The 20,077-nt window shown below is 64.5% G+C and carries 18 protein-coding genes; 12 read left to right on the top strand and 6 right to left on the bottom strand.

The features are described 5' to 3' along the window. Positions 1 to 18 precede the first annotated feature (18 nt). Genes BB28_RS05440 through BB28_RS05425 form a run of 4 tightly spaced genes read left to right on the top strand, consistent with a single transcriptional unit; the run spans position 19 to position 5,731 of the window. Entirely contained in the window at positions 19 to 441 is a 423-nt protein-coding gene (locus tag BB28_RS05440; protein ID WP_109365295.1) for an MmpS family transport accessory protein, read from the top strand. Further along, the gene (locus tag BB28_RS05435) at positions 438 to 3,377 is read left to right on the top strand and encodes an MMPL/RND family transporter (protein WP_044104209.1); all 2,940 of its coding nucleotides are present in this window, start codon (positions 438 to 440) and stop codon (positions 3,375 to 3,377) included. Before BB28_RS05440 ends, BB28_RS05435 begins: the two co-directional genes overlap by 4 nt. Before the next feature lie 49 nt (positions 3,378 to 3,426). Further along, positions 3,427 to 4,227 carry a serine/threonine-protein kinase gene (locus BB28_RS05430; protein ID WP_046252757.1) on the top strand — a complete coding sequence of 267 codons (801 nt, stop codon included), beginning with the start codon at positions 3,427 to 3,429 and terminating at the stop codon, positions 4,225 to 4,227. Between the two features lie 19 nt (positions 4,228 to 4,246). Further along, positions 4,247 to 5,731 (top strand): amino acid permease, encoded by a 1,485-nt coding sequence (locus BB28_RS05425; RefSeq protein ID WP_030094562.1) that lies wholly within the window; start codon positions 4,247 to 4,249, stop codon positions 5,729 to 5,731. Between the two features lie 4 nt (positions 5,732 to 5,735). Here the strand turns inward: BB28_RS05425 and rsmA are convergent, their stop codons facing one another. The 3 genes from rsmA to BB28_RS05410 all read right to left on the bottom strand — a co-directional run bounded on the left by rsmA (position 5,736) and on the right by BB28_RS05410 (position 8,675). Further along, positions 5,736 to 6,626: a 16S rRNA (adenine(1518)-N(6)/adenine(1519)-N(6))-dimethyltransferase RsmA gene (rsmA, locus tag BB28_RS05420; RefSeq protein ID WP_030094561.1), complete on the bottom strand. Its 891-nt coding sequence runs from the start codon at positions 6,624 to 6,626 to the stop codon at positions 5,736 to 5,738. After that, positions 6,599 to 7,726: a resuscitation-promoting factor gene (locus BB28_RS05415; protein WP_046252756.1), complete on the bottom strand. Its 1,128-nt coding sequence runs from the start codon at positions 7,724 to 7,726 to the stop codon at positions 6,599 to 6,601. The genes rsmA and BB28_RS05415 overlap by 28 nt, the downstream gene beginning before the upstream one ends. 73 nt (positions 7,727 to 7,799) lie before the next feature. Continuing rightward, positions 7,800 to 8,675, bottom strand: a complete 876-nt coding sequence (locus BB28_RS05410) for a TatD family hydrolase (protein WP_046252755.1) — start codon at positions 8,673 to 8,675, stop codon at positions 7,800 to 7,802. Here BB28_RS05410 and metG point away from each other — a divergent pair. The 5 genes from metG to BB28_RS05385 all read left to right on the top strand — a co-directional run bounded on the left by metG (position 8,557) and on the right by BB28_RS05385 (position 14,551). Beyond that, positions 8,557 to 10,266 (top strand): methionine--tRNA ligase, encoded by a 1,710-nt coding sequence (gene metG, locus BB28_RS05405; protein WP_318278466.1) that lies wholly within the window; start codon positions 8,557 to 8,559, stop codon positions 10,264 to 10,266. The two genes, BB28_RS05410 and metG, sit on opposite strands and share 119 nt — an antisense overlap. An 89-nt stretch (positions 10,267 to 10,355) precedes the next feature. Further along, a complete protein-coding gene (locus BB28_RS05400) occupies positions 10,356 to 11,513 on the top strand; it encodes an NAD(P)/FAD-dependent oxidoreductase (protein WP_046252753.1) in 1,158 nt (385 codons plus the stop codon). A gap of 2 nt (positions 11,514 to 11,515) precedes the next feature. Continuing rightward, positions 11,516 to 12,421, top strand: coding sequence for an RNA polymerase sigma-70 factor (locus BB28_RS05395; RefSeq protein ID WP_046252752.1), 906 nt, complete (start codon positions 11,516 to 11,518; stop codon positions 12,419 to 12,421). A 41-nt stretch (positions 12,422 to 12,462) separates the two neighbouring features. Further along, a complete protein-coding gene (locus BB28_RS05390; RefSeq protein WP_046252751.1) occupies positions 12,463 to 13,281 on the top strand; it encodes a GNAT family N-acetyltransferase in 819 nt (272 codons plus the stop codon). A 4-nt stretch (positions 13,282 to 13,285) separates the two neighbouring features. Then, positions 13,286 to 14,551 (top strand): aminodeoxychorismate synthase component I, encoded by a 1,266-nt coding sequence (locus BB28_RS05385; protein WP_046252750.1) that lies wholly within the window; start codon positions 13,286 to 13,288, stop codon positions 14,549 to 14,551. On the opposite strand, the gene rsmI is transcribed toward BB28_RS05385, so the two are convergent. Continuing rightward, the gene (gene rsmI, locus BB28_RS05380) at positions 14,535 to 15,368 is read right to left on the bottom strand and encodes a 16S rRNA (cytidine(1402)-2'-O)-methyltransferase (protein ID WP_046252749.1); all 834 of its coding nucleotides are present in this window, start codon (positions 15,366 to 15,368) and stop codon (positions 14,535 to 14,537) included. The genes BB28_RS05385 and rsmI overlap by 17 nt on opposite strands. Positions 15,369 to 15,454: 86 nt before the next feature. On the opposite strand from rsmI, the gene BB28_RS05375 reads away from it, so the two are divergent. Continuing rightward, positions 15,455 to 17,008, top strand: a complete 1,554-nt coding sequence (locus BB28_RS05375) for a dolichyl-phosphate-mannose--protein mannosyltransferase (protein WP_109550642.1) — start codon at positions 15,455 to 15,457, stop codon at positions 17,006 to 17,008. 13 nt (positions 17,009 to 17,021) lie between these two features. On the opposite strand, the gene arcA is transcribed toward BB28_RS05375, so the two are convergent. After that, on the bottom strand, positions 17,022 to 18,236 hold the full coding sequence (gene arcA, locus BB28_RS05370) for an arginine deiminase (protein ID WP_030094551.1): 1,215 nt from the start codon (positions 18,234 to 18,236) through the stop codon (positions 17,022 to 17,024). Between the two features lie 53 nt (positions 18,237 to 18,289). Between arcA and BB28_RS05365 the strand changes: the two genes are divergently transcribed. Beyond that, a complete protein-coding gene (locus BB28_RS05365) occupies positions 18,290 to 18,901 on the top strand; it encodes an alpha-ketoglutarate-dependent dioxygenase AlkB family protein (RefSeq protein WP_030094550.1) in 612 nt (203 codons plus the stop codon). On the opposite strand, the gene BB28_RS05360 is transcribed toward BB28_RS05365, so the two are convergent. After that, a complete protein-coding gene (locus BB28_RS05360; protein ID WP_046252748.1) occupies positions 18,898 to 19,584 on the bottom strand; it encodes a DUF5642 family protein in 687 nt (228 codons plus the stop codon). The genes BB28_RS05365 and BB28_RS05360 overlap by 4 nt on opposite strands. A gap of 96 nt (positions 19,585 to 19,680) precedes the next feature. Here BB28_RS05360 and BB28_RS05355 point away from each other — a divergent pair, with 96 nt between their 5' ends. Beyond that, entirely contained in the window at positions 19,681 to 19,995 is a 315-nt protein-coding gene (locus BB28_RS05355) for a hypothetical protein (RefSeq protein WP_030094548.1), read from the top strand. Positions 19,996 to 20,077: the final 82 nt, after the last annotated feature.

Here is a 20,077-nt window from a genome sequence, read left to right as displayed (position 1 = left end):
CCTGCGATTCTCAGCGCATTGAAGCGGGCGTGGATCCCGGTGGTCATGGTGCTTGTCCTGGCCATCGCGGGTTTTGCGGTATGGCGCATTCGCGGCATCTTCGGCTCTCACCAGCTGCCCACCTACGCCGGCAGCATGACCGACGACAAAAACAACTCCAAGCCCAAGCACGTGGTCTACGACATCTTCGGCCCGCCCGGAACCATCGCCGACATCAACTACATCGACAAGGAAGGGGAGCCCCACCAGATCAACGGGGCGACGCTACCGTGGTCGATTGAGATCGTCACGACGGCACCGTCGATGACGGGCAACATCCTGGCTCAAACCCGCAATGCTGACGGACTGGGCTGCCGCATCACGGCCAATGGCGAGATAAAAGACGAGAGGTATACCAACGAGGTGAGCGCCTACGTCTACTGCTTTGTGAAGTCCGCATGAGCGGGGCACACGCCAACGGCGAGCCCACATTCATCGCCAAATGGATTCGGCGCCTGTCGGTTCCCATCGTCATCGCATGGGTGGCAGTCGTCGTCATCCTCGCTCTCTCGGCACCTCAGCTGGAACAGGTAGGCCAAGAGAACACCGTTTCGCTGAGCCCCAACGACGCGCCGTCGATGAAGGCCATGAAGAACATGGGACGGCTCTTCCAGGAGTCGGACTCCAACAGCGCGGCCATGATCGTGCTCGAGGGCGACCAACCGCTGGGCCCCGGCGCACACAAGTTCTACGACGAAATGGTGACGCAGCTGCGCGCCGACACCAAACACGTTCAGCACGTGCAGGACTTCTGGGGCGATCCGCTCACCGAGTCCGGCGCCCAGAGCACCGACGGCAAGGCCACCTACGTACAGCTGAACCTGGCCGGGGACATGGGCGAAACGCTCGCGAATGAATCGATCGAGTCCGTCCGCGCCATCATCAAGAAACTGACCACCGACGCGCAGGGCAACCCCAAGCCGATGCCGGACGGACTCAAGGTCTACGTCACCGGGCCCGCCGCCCTGCAGACCGACTTGGCCCACGCCGGCGACAGCAGCATGATCAAGATCACCGGGCTGACGTTCATCGTCATCATCGTGATGCTGGCGTTCTTCTATCGATCGTTCTTCACCGTGCTGTTGGTGCTGCTTATGGTGGGCATCCAGTTGGGTGCCGCACGCGGAGTGATCTCGGTGCTCGGCGACAACCACATCATCGGACTGTCCACCTTCGCGGTGAATCTCCTTGTGGTGCTGGTCATCGCGGCGGGAACCGACTACGCCATCTTCCTCATCGGGCGATATCAGGAAGCCCGGGTGAAGGGGCTGGATAGCGAAGCCTCGTACTACGACATGTTCCATGGCACAGCACATGTCATCTTGGGCACGGGATCGACGATCGCCGGCGCCATGTACTGCCTGAGCTTCACCCGCATGCCCTACTTCCAGACCCTGGGCGTGCCCTGTGCCGTCGCGGTTCTGACGGCCGTGGCCGTGGCCCTCACCCTGGGACCGTCGCTGATCACCATTGGAAGCCGCTTCGGCCTGTTCGAGCCCAAGCGCGCCATGCGAATTCGAACCTGGCGTCGCATCGGCGCCGCGATCACCCGCTGGCCGGGCCCGATCCTGGCTGCATCGATGGCGATCGCGATCATCGGACTGGCCGCGCTTCCCGGCTACCAGACCAGCTACGACGACAAGAAGTACATACCCAAGGACATCCCCGCGAACCAGGGCTTCCAAGCCGCCGACCGGCACTTCGACCCGGCCCGGATGAACCCGGAAATGCTGGTGCTGGAGTCAGATCACGATATGCGGAACTCCGCGGACTTCCTGGTGATCGACAAGCTGGCCAAGGCGGTCTACAAGGTGCCGGGAATCGCACGCGTGCAAGCTATTACGCGCCCCCAGGGCACCCCGATCGAGCACAGCTCCATCCCCTTCCTCATCAGCGCCCAGGGCGTCGGCCAGGTTCAGAACATGAAGCTGATGAAGGACCGGATGGCCGATATGAAGGTCCAGGCCGACCAAATGGGCCTCATGGTGAACACCATGAAAAAGATGCTGGCCAACATGACCGAGCTCACCGGCGTGATGCACCAGATGATCGTCGAGATGCACACCCTGCAGGGCACCATCCACGACATGCGGGACAGCCTCGAGAACTTCGACGACTTCTTCCGCCCCATCAAGAACTACTTCTATTGGGAGAAGCACTGCTTCGATATCCCGGTCTGCCAGGCGTTCCGATCGATCTTCGAGGTGCTCGACAAGATCGATGAGCTCACCGAGAACATGGACGGCATGGTCCTCTCGATGGAGAAGATGGACGTCATCATGCCCCAGATGGTTGCCGATATGCGGGACATGATCCCGCTCATGGAATCCATGCAAAACATGATGCTGACGATGTACAGCACCATGGGCGGCATGTACAACCAGATGGACGAGATGAGCAAGGACTCGACCGCCATGGGCAAGGCCTTCGACAAGGCCAAGAACGATGACTCGTTCTACCTGCCGCCGGAGATCTTCGACAACCCGGACTTCAAGCGCGGCCTCAAGATGTTCCTGTCCCCCGACGGCAAGACGCTGCGCATGATCATCTCGCATCGCGGTGATCCGACGTCGCCCGAAGGACTTTCACACATCGAGCCCATCAAGCTGGCCGCGATCGAAGCTGTCAAGGGCACTCCCCTTGAGGACGCCAAGATCGAATTGGGTGGCACCGCAGCGACATTCAAGGACATGTCCGACGGCGCCCGATACGACCTGATGATCGCCGGCATCTCCGCGCTGTGCCTGATCTTCCTGATCATGCTGCTCATCACGCGAAGCTTCGTGGCCTCGCTGGTGATCGTCGGCACCGTGTTGCTGTCCCTGGGCGCGTCATTCGGCCTGTCGGTCATCATCTGGCAGTACATCCTGGGGCAGGAATTGCACTGGATGGTCATGCAAATGGCGATCATCGTGCTGCTCGCCGTGGGCTCCGACTACAACCTGCTGCTGGTGTCCCGGCTCAAGGAAGAACTACCGGGCGGGTTGAAGACGGGCATGATCCGGGCGATGGGCGGCACCGGCAGTGTGGTGACCTCCGCCGGCCTGGTCTTCGCCTTCACCATGATGGCCATGGCCATTAGCGATCTGACGATCATCGGACAGGTGGGTACCACCATCGGTCTGGGTCTGCTCTTCGACACCCTGGTGGTGCGGTCGTTCATGACACCAGCCATCGCGACCCTGCTGGGCCGCTGGTTCTGGTGGCCGCTGAATGTGCGCACCCGTCCCCTGCCGCCGCCGAGGACACCGCAGCCGGCAGGTTCGGTACCGCCTCCCCCAGCGCCTGTCGGCGCGGGACCAGATCCGGTGACCACAGAGTTCCCCAGACACGCGTAGTAGGACGAAATCCGCCACCACGCTGGGCTACTCGTGACACCCTCGGTGCATGCCGGTACCGGGTGGCGAATTCCATGGCTACGTCATCGATGCTGTGGCGGGCCGTGGCGGGACGGCACAGGTCTTCCTGGCGCACCGCGATGACGGTCCGGACGTCGCCCTGAAGGTACTGGATCCACGGCATCGAAATCCCGAGAGTGTCGACCGTTTGCATCGGGAATTTGATTTGGCCCAACGGTTTTCGCACCCCCGCATCATCACGGTCTACGAACGCGGTGAGGATTGGCTGGCCATGGAGGCGCTCACCGGCGGTTCGGCGAAAGACTTGGTGGGCACAAATCAAAGCTGGATCATGCCCATAAAGCTAACTACCCTCCAGCAGATCGCCGGAGCGCTGGACTATATCCACGACGCCCAGGTGGTGCATTGCGATGTGAAGCCGTCCAACATCATGCGTCGGCGCTCAGGCGGCGCCGTACTGACCGATTTCGGTATCGCGCAGGAACTTACCCTCGCCTCCGGGCCGCGCAGGCCCGTCGTGCAGACATCCCTCCCCTACGCGGCACCCGAGGTGCTGCGTGGGCAACCCGTCACAGCGGCCACCGACCAGTATGCGTTGGCCTGCACCGCGGTCGAACTGTTCGACGGCAAACCCCCCTTCACCGCGCGCACCGCGATGAGACTCGCTGACCTGCACCTGAACGCCACTCCATGGCCGATCTCATACCGCCATAAGGACATCCCCCGAGCGTTCGATTCGATCGTCGCCAAGGCCATGGCCAAAGATCCGTTAAGCCGCTATCCGACATGTACGGAGTTCATAACACTTTTGACACACGCGATGACCTAATCCCCGGTACCGTCGCCCCATGGCATCTCCAGCTAATTACGATACGTCCGCCCTCACTCGCGAGGACGAGGGATATCACAAAGGCCTGAAGAACCGCCAAGTCCAGATGATCGGGATCGGCGGCGCCATCGGCACCGGCCTGTTCATGGGCGCCGGAAAACGTCTACATGAGGCCGGGCCAAGCCTGTGGCTCGTCTACGCCGTCTGCGGCATCTTCGTCTTCTTCATGCTGCGCGCCCTCGGCGAGCTGGTGCTGCACCGCCCGTCTTCGGGGTCTTTCGTGTCGTACGCGCGCGAATTCCTCGGGGAGAAAGCCGCTTACGTCGCCGGCTGGATGTACTTCGTCAACTGGGCGGCCACCTCGATTGTGGATGTCACCGCGATCGCCCTCTACATGCACTACTGGGGCTCCTTCAAGGCCATTCCCCAGTGGACCATCGCACTCATCGCCCTAGTCATCGTGCTCACCATGAACATGATCAGCGTCAAGCTGTTCGGCGAGATGGAGTTCTGGGCGGCACTTATCAAAGTCGTTGCACTCGTAGCCTTCTTGATCGTCGGCATCGTGTTCTTGGCGGGACGATTCACCGTCGAAGGTGCCACCACCGGGCCTTCAATACTCGCCGACAACGGTGGACTCTTCCCCACCGGACTATTGGCCCTGGTAGTGGTCACCTCCGGTGTGGTCTTTGCCTATGCCTCAGTGGAATTGGTGGGCACCGCGGCGGGTGAGACGGAAAACCCCGAGAAGGTCATGCCGAAGGCCATCAACGCCGTAGTGATTCGTATCGCCGTCTTCTATGTCGGCTCATTGATCCTGCTGGCACTACTGCTGCCCTACACCCTCTACAAGGAGGGTGAGAGCCCGTTCGTGACGTTCTTCTCCCGGGTGGGTCTGCCCTACGCCGGGGACATCATGAACTTCGTGGTGCTCACTGCCGCGCTCTCGAGCCTGAACGCGGGCCTGTACAGCACCGGCCGCATCCTGCGTTCCATGTCAATGAATGGCAGTGCACCGCAACTCTTGTCCCGCATGTCATCCAACGGCGTCCCTTTCGCGGGCATCGCACTCACCGCTTGCTTCACCGTCGTCGGCGTCTTCATGAACATGGTCATCCCGGCCAAGGCGTTCGAGACCGCGCTGGATGTGGCAGCACTTGGAATCATCGCCTCGTGGGCCACCATCGTCATCTGTCAGCTGCGGCTGTACCAATGGACACAGCGGGGCATCTTGCGACGCGGCAAGTTCCAGATGCCCGGCGCCCCCTACACCGGGTACGCGACGCTCATTTTCCTGCTGGTGGTGCTGGTGCTCATGTGTTACGAAAACTATTGGAACCTGGTGGCTCTGGGAATCTTTACGCCACTGCTCATCATTGGCTGGTACCTATCCAAGGAACGCGTCATGCAGCTGGCCCGCGAGCGAGTGGGCTACACCGGGCAATACCCGGTGATCGCGGAGACCCCGATGATGGACGACCCGCCCAACCTCGGTGACAAGTAGAAACCTAGACGATCGCCGAACGCTCCAGCAGCCGGGCGAAATCCGCCACATCCAAGGTCTCGCCGCGACGCGCCGGATCGATGCTGGCGGCCAGCAGCCGGCGTGCCGACTCGTCACCCGAGCCCGCCCATTCCGCGAAAGCGTTACGAGAGGTCTTGCGGCGCTGGGCAAATGAGATGTCGATCAGGTCGAAGAGCTCCTTACGGAACCCGGCATCAGAGGGCCAGATCGCCTCAGGATGGCGGTCGATGCGCACCAGACCCGAGTACACCCGCGGAATCGGCCAGAACACCGCAGGAGACACCGTGCCGAGACGCTTCACCTTGCCGAAGTAACGCACCTTGACACTCGGCACACCGTAGATCCGCGAGCCCGGCTCCGCCGTCAGCCGATCGGCCACCTCGGACTGGACCATCACCAAAATGGTCTTCACGGACTCGAATTCGGTCAGAATCCGCAGCAGCGCCGGCACCGCGACGTTGTAGGGCAGGTTGGCCACCATCGCCGTCGGCGGATCCCCGGTGATATCGGCGGGCGTGAGCTTCAGTACGTCTTGGTGAATCACCGAGAACCGATTGAACTCGCTGTGCGAATGTTCCTTGACGGTGGCCGGAAGGCGTCGAGCCAACACCGGATCCAACTCGACCGCGGTCACCGCGCAGCCCTTGTCCAGCAGCCCCAGCGTCAGTGAGCCCAGGCCGGGCCCCACCTCGATGACGTGATCGCCCTTACCGACACCCGATGCCGACACGATCCGGCGAATGGTGTTGGCGTCGTGAACGAAGTTCTGGCCCAGCGTCTTCGTCGGTCGGAAATCGAGATCCTTGGCCAGTTGTCGGATCTCGGTGCGGCCGAGCAGCCTGATGGTCAGCGGGCACCGACCCTCGCGCTGCATACCGGCCAAGCGCCCCAACCCTGCACAGCCAGCGTCTTCTCGGCGATGGCGATCTGTTCCTCACGCGTCGCGAGGTCGGCACGCGGTGCGTACTTGGCGCCGCCGTGGGCCAGCCAGGTCCCGTAATCGAACTGCACGCCGCCGTAGAAGCCGTTGCCCGTGTTGATGGCCCAGTTGCCACCGGCCTCACAGGAAGCCAGGGCGTCCCACGCCGAGCCACGGGTCACCGCGGGCACCTCGGTGCCCGGCTTGGCACCAACCCGCAGCACCGAGTCGCGGGCGGGGGTCAGCACGTTGTTGGACACCGGCATCCGCCCGGTTTCGCGGCCATTGACCGTCAGCACCGAGTACACGATGTCCTGGGTACCGGGAGCGCCCGGGTCTTCGACGACCGAGCGGCTCATGTTCATGTCGGCGTCTTCGATCTTCTGAGGAGTCGGAGCCAACGGAGCCTGTTCGGTCACCTTGCTGACGCGGATACGCGTCACAGTGATCGGCATATCGGCGGTCACGGGAGTGCTCGGCGCGGGATCGACGGTGTCGAACTGCTGCAGCGGGTTACCGGTGGCCTCCAGGAGCGTTCCCACGGTGGGCGCGGCGATACGCGGGGTGCTGATCGCGCCGCCGTCGTTCAGGCGCACGGTCTTGGCACTGACCACCGCCAGCGACATGCCCTCCAACGGGAGACGGCTGCCACGTGTGGCGGCGGTCGGAGCGGTGTCGGTCATGGACAGCTGAGACAGCGCGTCGTTCACCGTGTTGGCGGTGGTCCAGACCTGCTGGGTGCCCTGCCCGTCCACGGAGATGTCCAGCGGGCGCGAGCGCTTGAGCACGATGGTGTCGCCATCGCGCACCGCGTCGTGCTTGGCGGGAGCGACATCGTCACGATCCGTCAGCGCGTACCCGTAGTCGGCCAGGACCTCGGACACCTGCGACTTGACGGTCGTGACCGTCATGGCGTTCCCGTCGACGTTGAGAGTCAGAGTCTTGTGCGCAGCGATGGCGTAGCCACCGCCCGCGCCGATCACCACCAGCAGGGCGGCCACAAGAGCGCGCAGCAAGGGCGATCGCGTTGCGTTGAGCTTCGTCAGTGCATTCACGAGTAGGAGATTCCTGCGTTCGTTTCGGTGCCTCGATACCGGTAGTCAACGGTGACACCACCCGGCAATCTGATCACGACACGGTAACGAAAGCATCGCGCCGAGGCAACTCATCAACCATCTTGAACACCCTTACTGCCGTCGCCGTGGACGCGGCCGCTAATCGCTCCGGGCGTTGCCCGGTTATCTCGGCGAGGGCCCGGACGGTGTACGGCAGACAGTACGACTCATTCGGTGCACCCCGATACGGATGGGGAGTCAGGTAGGGGGCATCGGTCTCTACCAGCAGTTGTTCGTCGGGAATGAGCGCGGCGGCCTCCCGAAGCGCATGCGCGTTCTTGAAACTCACCGTCCCCGACAAGCTCAAGATCCAGCCCTCAGCGACGCATCTCTTCGCCATCTCAGCATCCGATGAGAAGCAGTGGAAGATAACCGTGGCCGGCGCGCCCTCGGACTTCAGCACATCGAGCACTTCGACGTCGGCATCGCGGTTGTGAATCATCAGCGCCTTGCCCGTCCGCTTAGCCAGTTCGATATGCCAAGCAAATGCTTCGCGTTGAACCGAGGGCTCCGCGCAGCCCTCCAATCGGCCCGGCCAATACAGATCCAAACCGGTCTCCCCGATGGCCACGACGCGGGGATGTGCGGCCAGATTTTCCAACTCCGCACGCGCGCCGTCGGTGAGATCACCGGCACGGGTGGGATGCAGCGCCACGGCGGCGTACACCCGCGGATCACTCGCGGCGGCCGACACCGCCCACCGCGCCGACTCAAGGTCATCGGCCACTGTCACCACACGTCCCACACCCACGGACTCCGCGTGATCGACGATGGCACGCACGTCCTGGTCCGTGACGGCGCCGCATGCATCCAGATGGGTGTGCGCATCGATGAGGGGCGCGAGCGGCTCAGGGTTGGGCGGGGCTTGCCTCTTATTGCCGGGCGTCATCAGAACACCAGTCTATAAAGTTGCTCAGACCATGCCTGAATCATTGGATCCGTTCTACATCACCACCGCCATCGCGTACCCCAACGGCGAGCCGCACATCGGCCACGCGTACGAGTACGTCGCGACCGATTCGGTCGCCCGCTTCAAGCGGCTGGACGGCTTCGACGTGCGTTACCTCACCGGTACCGACGAACACGGCTTGAAGGTGGCGCAGACGGCGGCAGCCGCCGGAATTCCGACGGCGGAACTGGCCCGGCGCAACTCCGACGTGTTCGAGGCGTTGCAGCGCAAGCTCAACATCTCCTTCGATCGGTTCATCCGAACCACCGACCCCGATCACTACGAGGCGTCGAAGGCGATCTGGCGCCGGATGGCCGATAACGGCGACATCTATCTGGACACCTACTCGGGCTGGTACTCGGTGCGTGACGAGGCGTATTACACCGACGCCGAAACCACCGTGGCCCCCGACGGCACCCGCACAGCCACCGCGACGGGAACCCCGGTCGACTGGACTGAGGAACATTCCTACTTCTTCAGGCTGTCGAACTACCAGGACAAACTGCTGGCGCATTACGAGGCCCATCCGGAGTTCATCGGCCCGGCAGTGCGGCGCAACGAGATCGTCAGCTTCGTCTCCGGTGGTCTGCGCGATCTGTCCATCTCCCGCACTACGTTCGACTGGGGTGTGCCGGTGCCCGACCACCCCGAACACGTCATGTACGTATGGGTGGACGCCCTCACCAACTATCTGACGGGGGTGGGCTTCCCCGACACCTCGTCGGACTCGTTCACGCGGTACTGGCCCGCCGATCTGCACATGATCGGCAAGGACATCAGCCGGTTCCACACCGTGTACTGGCCGGCATTTCTGATGTCGGCCGGAATCGAACTGCCCAAGCGGGTTTTCGCACACGGCTTCCTGACCAACAAGGGCGAGAAGATGAGTAAGTCGATCGGCAATGTGGTCGACCCGATCAACCTCATCGACACCTTCGGACTGGACCAGGTGCGCTACTTCCTGCTGCGCGAGGTTCCCTTCGGCCAGGACGGCAGCTACACCGAGGACGGTCTGATCGGGCGGATCAACGCCGACCTGGCCAACGAACTGGGCAACCTGGCACAGCGATCGCTGTCCATGGTCGCCAAGAATCTCGACGGCATCGTGCCCGAACCGGGCGACTTCGCACCCGAGGATCTGGAACTACTCAGCGCCGCGGATAGCCTGCTGGAACAAGCCCGCACCCATTTCGAGGTGCCGGCGATGCATCTCGCGCTGGAGGCGATCTGGCAGGTGCTGGGCGCGAGCAACCGGTACTTCTCGGCGCAGGAGCCCTGGGTGCTGGGCAAAAGTGACAGCGCCGAGGATCAGCTGCGGTTCGGCACCGTGCTGTACACCACGTTGGAGGTGGTGCGGATCGTCGCGCTACTGGTGCAGCCGGTGATGCCCGAGTCCGCGGCCAAACTGCTGGATCTGCTGGGCCAGTCCGAAGATCAGCGGGACTTCTCCGCGATCGGGACGCGGCTCAAGCCCGGTGTGAGCCTGCCCGCACCGACGGGTGTGTTCCCGAAGTATCAGGTGCCCAAGTAGGTCGCAAAAGTGATCCCGGTCACGGTCTGTCACAGATTTCGTCGCGCCGGTGTCTTAAGGGCATCAGCGACTGAAAGGAAGTCACCGAAATGACCGAGAACACCCGAGTGATCGTGATCGGCGGAGGCTACGCGGGAACCCTGGCGGCCAACCAATTGCTCGCCAACAAGAACCTGACCGTGACCCTCGTCAACCCCCGGCCGCACTTCGTCGAACGAATCCGGCTGCATCAGCTGGTCGCCGGAAGCAGCACCGCGACCGCCGACTACGACACCCTGCTCAACCCGGCCATCCGCCTCGTGGTCGACAAGGTCACCCATATCGATGCCGGTGCCCAGAAGCTGGAGCTCGCCTCCGGCACGGTGCTGCCGTACGACTACCTCGTCTACGCCGTCGGAAGTACCACCACAACCCCCGACATCCCCGGTGTGGCAGAACATGCGTTGTCCATCAACGAGTTCGAACACGCCCAGCAGGTACGGGCCCGGTACGAGAGGCTGGGGCCGGACGCGCCGATCGTGGTCGTCGGCGCGGGCCTGACCGGCGTCGAGCTGGCCGGAGAACTAGCCGAGGCCGGTCGCCGCGTGACGCTGATCTGCGGCACACAACTGTTGCCGTCCCTCGGCGATCCGGCCCGACGCGCGGCCGCCAAGCGACTGGACAAGCTGGGCGTCGAGGTGCTGGTGCCCGCCACGGTGGTGCGGGTGGACGAGGATTCGGTGACGCTGTCCGACGGACGCGTGCTGCCGACCGCGCTCACGGTGTGGACCGCGGGATTCGGGGTGCCACAGCTGGCCGCCGACAGCGGCCTGAGCACAGATGCCCTGGGCAGGCTGCTCACCGACGAAACGCTGGTCAGCGTGGACAACCCGCGCGTCATCGCGGCCGGGGACGCCGCCAGCCCCTCAGGTGTGCCGCTTCGGATGAGCTGCCAGGCCGCCGGACCACTGGCTGCCCGCGCCGTCAAGACGGTGTTGGCGCTGGTCGATGGTCTGCAGCCGGAGACACGGAGCCAAATCTTCACCGGACAGAATGTCAGCATCGGGCGCAACGCTGCCGTCATCCAGTTGGGCCACACCGACGACACCCCCCGCAAGCTGTATGTGGGCGGGCGCGCAGGCGCCGCCATCAAGGAAATGGTGTGCAACGGAACGCTTTCCATCCTGGCAACTGCCGCAAAACACCCCACGTGGTACTTCTGGCCCCAGGGCGGCAAGCGCGCCGAGGCCCTCAAGGTGCAGGCCTAGCGGTGTCCGACTCCGCCCATGCCGAGCTGTTCACCCACCTGCGCCCGCTGCTGTTCACCATCGCGTACGAAATGCTGGGTTCCGCAACGGAAGCCGACGACGTACTGCAGGAGAGCTATCTGCGGTGGGCGCAGGTGGACCTGAACACGGTCACCGACACCAAGGCCTATCTGGCGCGGATCGTCAGCCGCCAATCACTGAACACCTTGCGGGCCAACAGCCGTCGGCGCGAGGAGTACGTGGGACCATGGCTGCCGGAGCCGGTGCGGGTGACCTTCGACGGCAGCACCGACGACGCCTCGACCGACGTGGTTCTGGCCGAGTCGGTGTCCATGGCCATGCTGGTGGTGCTGGAAACGCTGGCGCCGGATGAGCGTGCCGTGTTTGTCATGCGGGAGGTCTTCGGCTTCGACTACGCCGAAATCGCCTCCACGGTATGCAAATCGGAGTCCGCGGTACGCCAGATGGCGCACCGCGCCCGCGAGCATGTGCAGTCGCGCCGGCGCCGGTTCACCCCTACTGATCAGCAGACCGAGGAACTGACCACCAAGTTCCTGCTGGCCGCCGCGGGCGGCGATGTCGACGCACTGGTGGAAATACTCGCCCCCGACGCGGTGTGGACATCGGACGGCGGCGGGAAGGTCAGTGCCGCGCGGCGGCCGGTGTACGGGGCCGACAGAGTGGCGCGCGTCGCCATCGGGCTTTCGCGGGCGGCCGCGTCATTCCCCGACGTGCGCATGGAACTGAGCACGTACAACAGCACGCCCGCGCTGCTGATCTACAGCGAAGGCCGCCTCGACGCCGTGCTGGCGGTATCGATCACGGACGGCAAGGTGGCGCACGTTTTCGCGATCCGCAATCCCGACAAGCTGGCCACCGCCGAAACAGCGCGCCACATCAGCAGATAACCGGTGGCGGCCCCGGCGGGTTGTCAGACACAATCACCGGCGTGTTCTGTGACATCGATACCGCCGCGCGCATTGAGCGCGCCGAAGCCGACACGATTGCCGCGGGAACCGCGCGATGTGACGACGGTGTCGTGATACCGCTGGCCGGGGGCGTCGCGTCCTATGCCGGACCCGATTCACCGATGAACAAAATCGCCGGACTCGGGTGGGGTGGCGTGCCCACCGCATCCGAGCTTGAGGCCGTCGAGCAGATGTTCGCCGACCGCGACACCCCGGTGCAGGCCGAGGTCTCGAGCCTGGCCGATCCGGCGATCGGCGAGCTGCTGACCCGGCGCGGTTACCTGCTGGTGTCGTTCGAGGACGTGCTGGGCCTGACGCTGCGCGATATCCCCGCGCCGGTGCTCCCGGATGACATCACGGTGCGCCACAGCGGGGTCGATGAGCTGGCCAGCTGGCTCGACGTCATCGTCGAGGGGTTCGCGGTCCCCGATGACCAGGGCGTGGCCTCCCACGAATCGTTTCCCCGCGAGGTGCTCTCCCGTGCGATCGATGCACTGTCGACGACGGAGGGTGTGCGGCGCTACATCGCCCTGCGGCAGGGCGTTGTGGCGGGCGGCGCAAGCATGCGCATCCTCGACGGGGTGGCCCAGCTCAACGGCGCGGCGACCGCCGCGCCACATCGCCGGCGCGGTATCCAGTCAGCACTGCTGACCACCCGGCTTCACGAAGCCGCAAGTGCCGCTGCGGATCTGGCCGTGGTCACCACACAGCCCGGATCGAAATCTCAGCAGAACACCCAGCGTCAGGGCTTCTCACTGCTGTACACCCGCGCGATCCTGGTGAAGGGTCTGCGAAACTAGACCCATGCGCGTCCAGCAGCTCGGCGATCTCGGCGCACCGCCAGCCGTGCTGCGATCCCTTGCCGTCGCCGCGCGCGAGACGGGACGCCCGGCACCTGCCGCATTGACCGGATGCTGGTTCGACTCACGGGCGATCATCGCCCCGTCCCTCGCCGCCCGTGCGGTGCTGCCGCGACAGGCGTTCAGTGGCAATACTTCTCATGTGAACACCGCTCCGCCGGGCGCGGTGGGAGGCGGTTGGATCGGCTATCGGGCATATCCGGACCTGACCGCAGACGCCCGGGCCCCACGGCTCCCCGCTTCGGCCGGAGGCTGGAGTGATGCGGTATTGCGCCTGGATAATGACGAATGCTGGTGGTATGAAAGCCTTCTCGACGAAGAATGCCCTGCGTGGATAGTCCAGGGGCTCACCCATCCCCGCGATCCCGAGGTGTGGTCCATCGAGTGGACAGCTCCCGATCGCGAGCGCCATCGCACCGCCGTCGGCCGCTGCCTGGAGGCCATCGCAGCCGGGGAGGTGTACCAGGCCTGCGTGTGCACGCAATTCCGCGGGGCATTGACGGGAGATCCGGTGGACTTCTTCGCCGATGCGATCACCCAGACCGCGCCGGCCCGAGCCGCCTTCGTGTCGGGCGCCTGGGGTGCCGTGGCCTCGCTGTCACCCGAATTATTCTTGCAACGCAACGGATCTGATGTGCGTTCCAGCCCTATCAAGGGCACCCTCGCGGCGACCGAGGACCCCGCCGCGTTATTGAACTCGGTGAAGGACGTCGCCGAGAACATCATGATCACCGACTTGGTGCGCAATGACCTCGGGCGCATCGCGATCACCGGCACTGTCACCGTTCCCGAACTTCTCGCCGTCCACCCGGCACCCGGTGTGTGGCATCTGGTGTCCACCGTCGCCGCGCAGATACCTACAGAGGCCACTGCAGCAGATCTGCTGGCGGCCGCATTCCCGCCCGCCTCGGTGACCGGAACACCGAAAACCCGTGCCCGCCAACTACTGCGCCAATGGGAATCGGATAACCGCGGGGTGTACTGCGGCACCGTCGGCATGCTGTCGCCGGTGGCCGGCCTGGAACTCAACGTCGCGATTCGCACCGTGGAAATCGCACCCGACGGATCCGCCGTACTCGGCGTCGGGGGCGGTATCACCGCAGACTCCGATATCGAAGCCGAATGGCAGGAGTGTCTGCACAAGGCCGCTGCCACGGTCGAGCTCACCGCGATCGCATTGCTCACACCCGGGCTCAAGCCCGCGCTTTGACCACCGCGTCGTAAAGGTCGCGCCTGGACAGCGTCGCGCCGGACTCCCCGATGGCCATCGCGCACGACTCACGCAACCCCATGCCGTCGTCCATCAGCTCCTCCACCCTGGTCACCAGGGTGTCGATTTCGGGGACGGCGGGGCGACCACCGTCGAGCACCACCGTGATCTCCCCCAGCACCTCGCCCTCGGCCCAGACGGCCAACTCACGCAGGGTGCCCCGCAACACCTCTTCATGGGTCTTGGTCAGCTCGCGGCATACCGCCGCACGGCGTTCGGGGCCCAGCACCTCCACCGCATCGGCCAGAGTCTCGGCCAGCCTGCGCGGCGACTCGAAGAACACACAGGTGCGGGGCTCCCCCGAAAGCTCGGCAAGCCAACGCCGCCGCGCCCCCTGCTTGCGCGGCGCGAACCCCTCGAAACAGAAACGGTCGACCGGGAGCCCCGAAACGGCCAATGCCGTCGTCACCGCCGACGGCCCGGGTAGGCATTTGATCGGTATCCCCTGTTTCACGCATGCGGCGACCAAGCGATACCCCGGATCACTGATCGAGGGCATCCCCGCGTCGGTGACCACCAGCACGTCGTACCCGGCCTCCAGATCGGCCAGCAGCGGCTCGATGCGGCTGGCTTCGTTCTGGTCGTAGAAACTGATGATCTGGCCGCTGATCTGCACATCCAGCGATTTGGCGAGCGCCCGGACCCGACGAGTGTCCTCGGCGGCCACCACCGCGGTCTTGGCCAGCGCCTCACGCAATCGGGGCGAGGCATCCCCAGGCTCCCCCAGCGGTGTCGCCGCCAGCAGCAAGTTCCCCATCACGCAAGACTAAATCCCCTCGTCGCTCTCGCTCCAGCCCGCCGCACCAACAGGCCCGGGCCGGGCCCTCCCTTACGATCGAGCGTGTGACCGTGCCCGCAACCCTGCCGCCTACGGGGGAGACGTCTCGGAGCTCGGACGGCACCGAGTCCCCGGGGCCCCGGATACCGCCTGCGGATTTCGGGCCCACCGACCGGTTCCAGGGCTGGGTGATGACCGCCGTCATCACGGCAATTGCGGCGCTCACACGATTCATCAATCTCGGCGCCCTCACCGATCGCGGCACCCCTGTCTTCGACGAGAAGCACTACGTGCCACAGGGCTGGCAGGTGGTCACCAACAACGGCGTCGAGGACAATCCCGGCTACGGGCTGGTGGTGCATCCGCCCATCGGCAAACAGATGATCGCCCTCGGCGAATGGCTCTTCGGATACAACGCATTCGGCTGGCGGTTCGCCGCCGCACTCTCGGGCACCATCCTGGTGCTGCTGGTTGCCCGGATCGCCCGGCGGATCGGCCGGTCCACCCTGATGGGCGCCATCGCGGGACTGCTGCTGATCGCGGACGGCGTCAGCTTCGTGACCGCGCGCACCGCACTGCTCGACGTGTATCAGGCACTGTTTGTGGTGGCCGCCTTCGGCGCGCTGATCGTCGACCGTGATCAGGTGCGGGAGCGGCTGTACAACGCATACCTCGACGGGCGCATCGGCGAGACCGCGTGGGGGCCGCGGCTGGGCGTGCGGTGGTGGCGTTTCGGCGCCGGAATCCTGCTCGGATTGGCCTGTGGCACAAAGTGGTCAGGGCTGTACTTCATCGCATTCTTCGGAGTGCTGTGCATCGCCTTCGATATCGCGGCACGGCGCGCCTACGGCGTGCAGCGTCCCTGGGCAGGCACCGGGGTACGCGATCTGGGGCCGGCCCTATATGCGCTGGTGGTCATTCCGTTCCTCGTGTACATGGCCTCGTACTGGTCGTGGTTCGCCTCCGAGACGGCCATCAATCGGCATGCCGAGGGCCGTCAGATCGGTGTCGGCAGTTGGGTACCCGATGCCCTGCGCTCGCTGTGGTACTACACGCACAGCGTCTACACATTCCATTCGACGCTCACCAACGCCAACGGCAATCATCATCCGTGGGAATCCAAGCCGTGGACGTGGCCGATGTCGCTGCGACCATTGCTCTACGCCATCGAAGACAAGAACATTCCCGGCTGTGGCGCCAATTCGTGTGTGCGCGCGGTGCTGTTGGTCGGCACCCCCGCCATCTGGTGGCTGGCGGTCCCAGTGCTGTTGTGGGCCACCTGGGCGACGGTGGTCCGCCGCGACTGGCGCTATGCGGCGGCACTGGTCGGCTACTGCGCGGGATGGCTGCCCTGGTTCGCCAACATCGACCGGCAGATGTACTTCTTCTACGCCACCCCGATGGTGCCGTTCCTGGTGATGATGATCGCGTTCATCATCGGCGATTTCCTGCGCAGGCCGGTGGCCAATCCGGAACGAAAAACGTTGCGAATGTTCATCGCCACGTTCTATCTGGCGGTAGTGGTCACCAACTTCGCGTGGCTGTATCCGATCCTCACCGGCGCCGCCATCTCACCGTTCATGTGGAACATGGAGATGTGGCTGCCCAGCTGGCGCTAGCCCATCTCGGCGACTAGAGGAGGTCGCGCGATATCGGACAGGACATGCAGCGGGGTCCGCCCCGGCCCGTGCCCAACTCCGATGCCGAGATGGCAAGCACCTCCACACCCGATTCCTCCAGGCGCGCATTGGTCTCCACATTGCGCTCGTAGGCGACAACCACACCGGGAGCCAAGGCCAGGGTGTTGTTCCCGTCATCCCACTGCTCGCGTTCAGCGGTCACCGGATCCAGACCGGTATCGATGACACGCAGCTTCCCGATGCCCATCGCGTCGGCCGCCGCCTCCACGAACGGTGCCGAACCCGAAATGCTGACCCCACCATCGTTACGACGAATGGTGAACGCCGACAGCGAATCCTGAATCGCCGGATACATCACGACGGCGTCGGTGTCGACCATGGTGCAGACGGTGTCCAGGTGCATGGACGCGCGTTCCTGCGCGATGGGCACCGCGAGCACGGTGTGGGCCAGGTCGTCGTCGAACAGGCTGCGCGCCAGGGCTTCCGCACCGGCGGGGGTGGTGCGCTCCCCCACACCGACTGCCACCACCCCGGGCCCCAGCAGCAGCACATCGCCGCCTTCGACGGGAGCCGAATGCGACTCATAGGCCCGCCGCACCCCAAGGAACCGCGGGTGGTGGGCATAGATCAGGTCGGTGAGCGAGGTCTCGCGGACGCGCGCCGGAAGTGCCAGCGAGGTGATCGCGAACTTACGCCCGATCCAGAAGGACGAGTCGCGCGTGAACAGCAGATTGGGTAGGGGTTCGATGACGAAGTCCGATCCGTGGTGCATGGTGCGCACCAACGATGGCTGCGCCACCTTGCCGCCCACCGGTAGTTCGTCGAACGTCATCCCACACATCAACACGTAGGCAAGATCGGCCGCGTCCAGCGACCGCAGGTATTCCGAAAGATCCTGCGCAAGCGCATAACCCAACCTGCGTGCGTTCACCGCCGCCGATATGCCCTGCACCCTGGCGGCGCCACTGGCCAGCGCCTCACGCAATAGTTCGGAGAGCAGCAGCACCTCGACACCCCGCGAGCGCAGCACCTCAGCGAAGGCATCGTGCTCCTCCTGAGCGCGCGCCACCCAGGGCAGACCATCGAACAGCAGTTGGTCGTTGTTGCGCGGAGTCAGCCGCTTGAGCTCGTCACCGGGCCGGTGCAACACCACCGCCCGCAGCCGTCCCACCTCTGAATTGGCACCCAGCACTGGCGCATCCGTCATGAGAAGACGCTAGCTTGCCGCGCAATCGAACATGTGTGCGATATCATGAAGGTGTGACAGCCTCTCCACACGCTGTGCAGGCATCCCTGTTCGGCGCCCCACCGGTCCCGCGCCGCGAGTTGGCAGGCGGCGCTTGGCTTGAGGTACACCATGAATGGCTTGGACGTGCCGACAATCTCATGGGTCAGCTGTTGGCGCAGGTACCGTGGCGCGCCGAGCGCCGCCGCATGTATGACCGCACCCTCGACGTCCCCCGGCTGGTCAGCTTCCATGATCTGACCGCGGGCCCGCCACCGCATCCGGTGCTGGAGGCGATCTGCGACCGCCTCAACAGCGAGTACACCGCCGAACTCGGCGAACCATTCACCACGGTGGGCCTGTGCCAGTACCGGGACGGCACCGACAGCGTCGCCTGGCACGGTGACACCATCGGGCGCGGGCTACGCGAAGACACCATGGTCGCGATCGTAAGCATCGGCGCGACACGCACTTTCGCGTTGCGACCACGCCTCGGGGGCGAATCGATTCGCATCCATGTGGGCCATGGCGACCTTTTGGTGATGGGCGGTACCTGCCAACGAACCTGGGAACACGCGATCCCCAAGACGTCCAAGCCGGTGGGTCCGCGGATCAGCTTGCAGTACCGGCCCCGCGATGTGCGTTAAGAACGGACGGCGGCCACTGCCTTGACCAGTAGATCCGATGCGCGCTTGCCGTCGGGCAACGCGGGCGGCACCTTGCCGACCGCAACCGGGCTGACCGTGACGACCACCATGTAGCGACCGAGATATGCCGAGTAGTTCAGCACCTCTTGGCCCACGGCCCTGCCCGAGGTTCCGCTGAGCACGTCCCGCTTCATCGCGAGGGTGCGTGCGCCCTCGATGGCGGGTGCATCGATCACCTCGGTCTGCCCGGCGATCCCATTACCGCGGAAGCCGACCTTCTTGCATTCCGCCGACACCGCCGGATCGAAGGGGACCTCCTGCGAGGTTTCCACCGCGACCGCCACGTACTGATTTCCGGCGCCCGTGGCGGTGAGTGCGGCCATGTTCCCCTTGAGCCCGGCGGGTACGGCACTGCCGCCGCTGTACTTGGCGCAGCCGGGAGGATCCACCGTCATCCCCGGAGGCAGCGGCGCCGGGGAGAGCAGCTTGGGGTCCATCCCCGCGGGTTCCATGGTCTTGACGACGAACTCCGGTCCGAACTGGCTCTTCAGTGAGGCGATGTTTCCGATCTTCACGTTGTGATTGACGGGGTTCTGGACGGTTCGGCCGCAGCTCGGCACAACGAGCGCCAGCACGCAGGTGGCCCAGATTCCCCAGCTCTTGACGGTCACCGGCTTCAACACCCGGCCACTGTATCGATTCGGGCCCAAAAATCGATGGCACCTATAGGGAACAATGTCTGTGTGGCCAAGAGTTAACACCTGTGAGGACGGTATGAGATGAAGACGGCGACTCGCCTAGCGGCTGCGGCACTCGGTGCCGGAGCGTTGATGGCTCTCACTACCGGGACGGCGCTCGCCGATGACGCGCAATCGGTCATCAACCAGTACCAGTCGCAGGGTTATCAGGTCATCATCGACCGAAACGGCTCAGCCCCCACCAACAAGTGCACGGTGTCCAACATCCGGAACGGGCAGGACGTCTACCGCACCGAGTATCAGCGCACCTGGATGCCCAGCGGCAAGTGGCTGGTGCTGCCGGTCCGCGTACTCGACCACAAATTGGTGTACATCTCCCTTAACTGCAACGCCTAGTTAGCCTAACCTAACTGGATTTGCCAGTTCGCTGGGTGCAGTGCGCCCCACGGGCCGTTACGCGCGCCGCCTGAGAGCGGCC

Origin of the sequence: Mycobacteroides chelonae CCUG 47445 (assembly GCF_001632805.1) — a bacterium.
In the GTDB taxonomy this organism is placed as follows: Bacteria; Actinomycetota; Actinomycetes; order Mycobacteriales; family Mycobacteriaceae; genus Mycobacterium; species Mycobacterium chelonae.
Note: the sequence above shows the minus strand (reverse complement) of the source record. Positions and strands in the feature narration are given on the sequence as shown.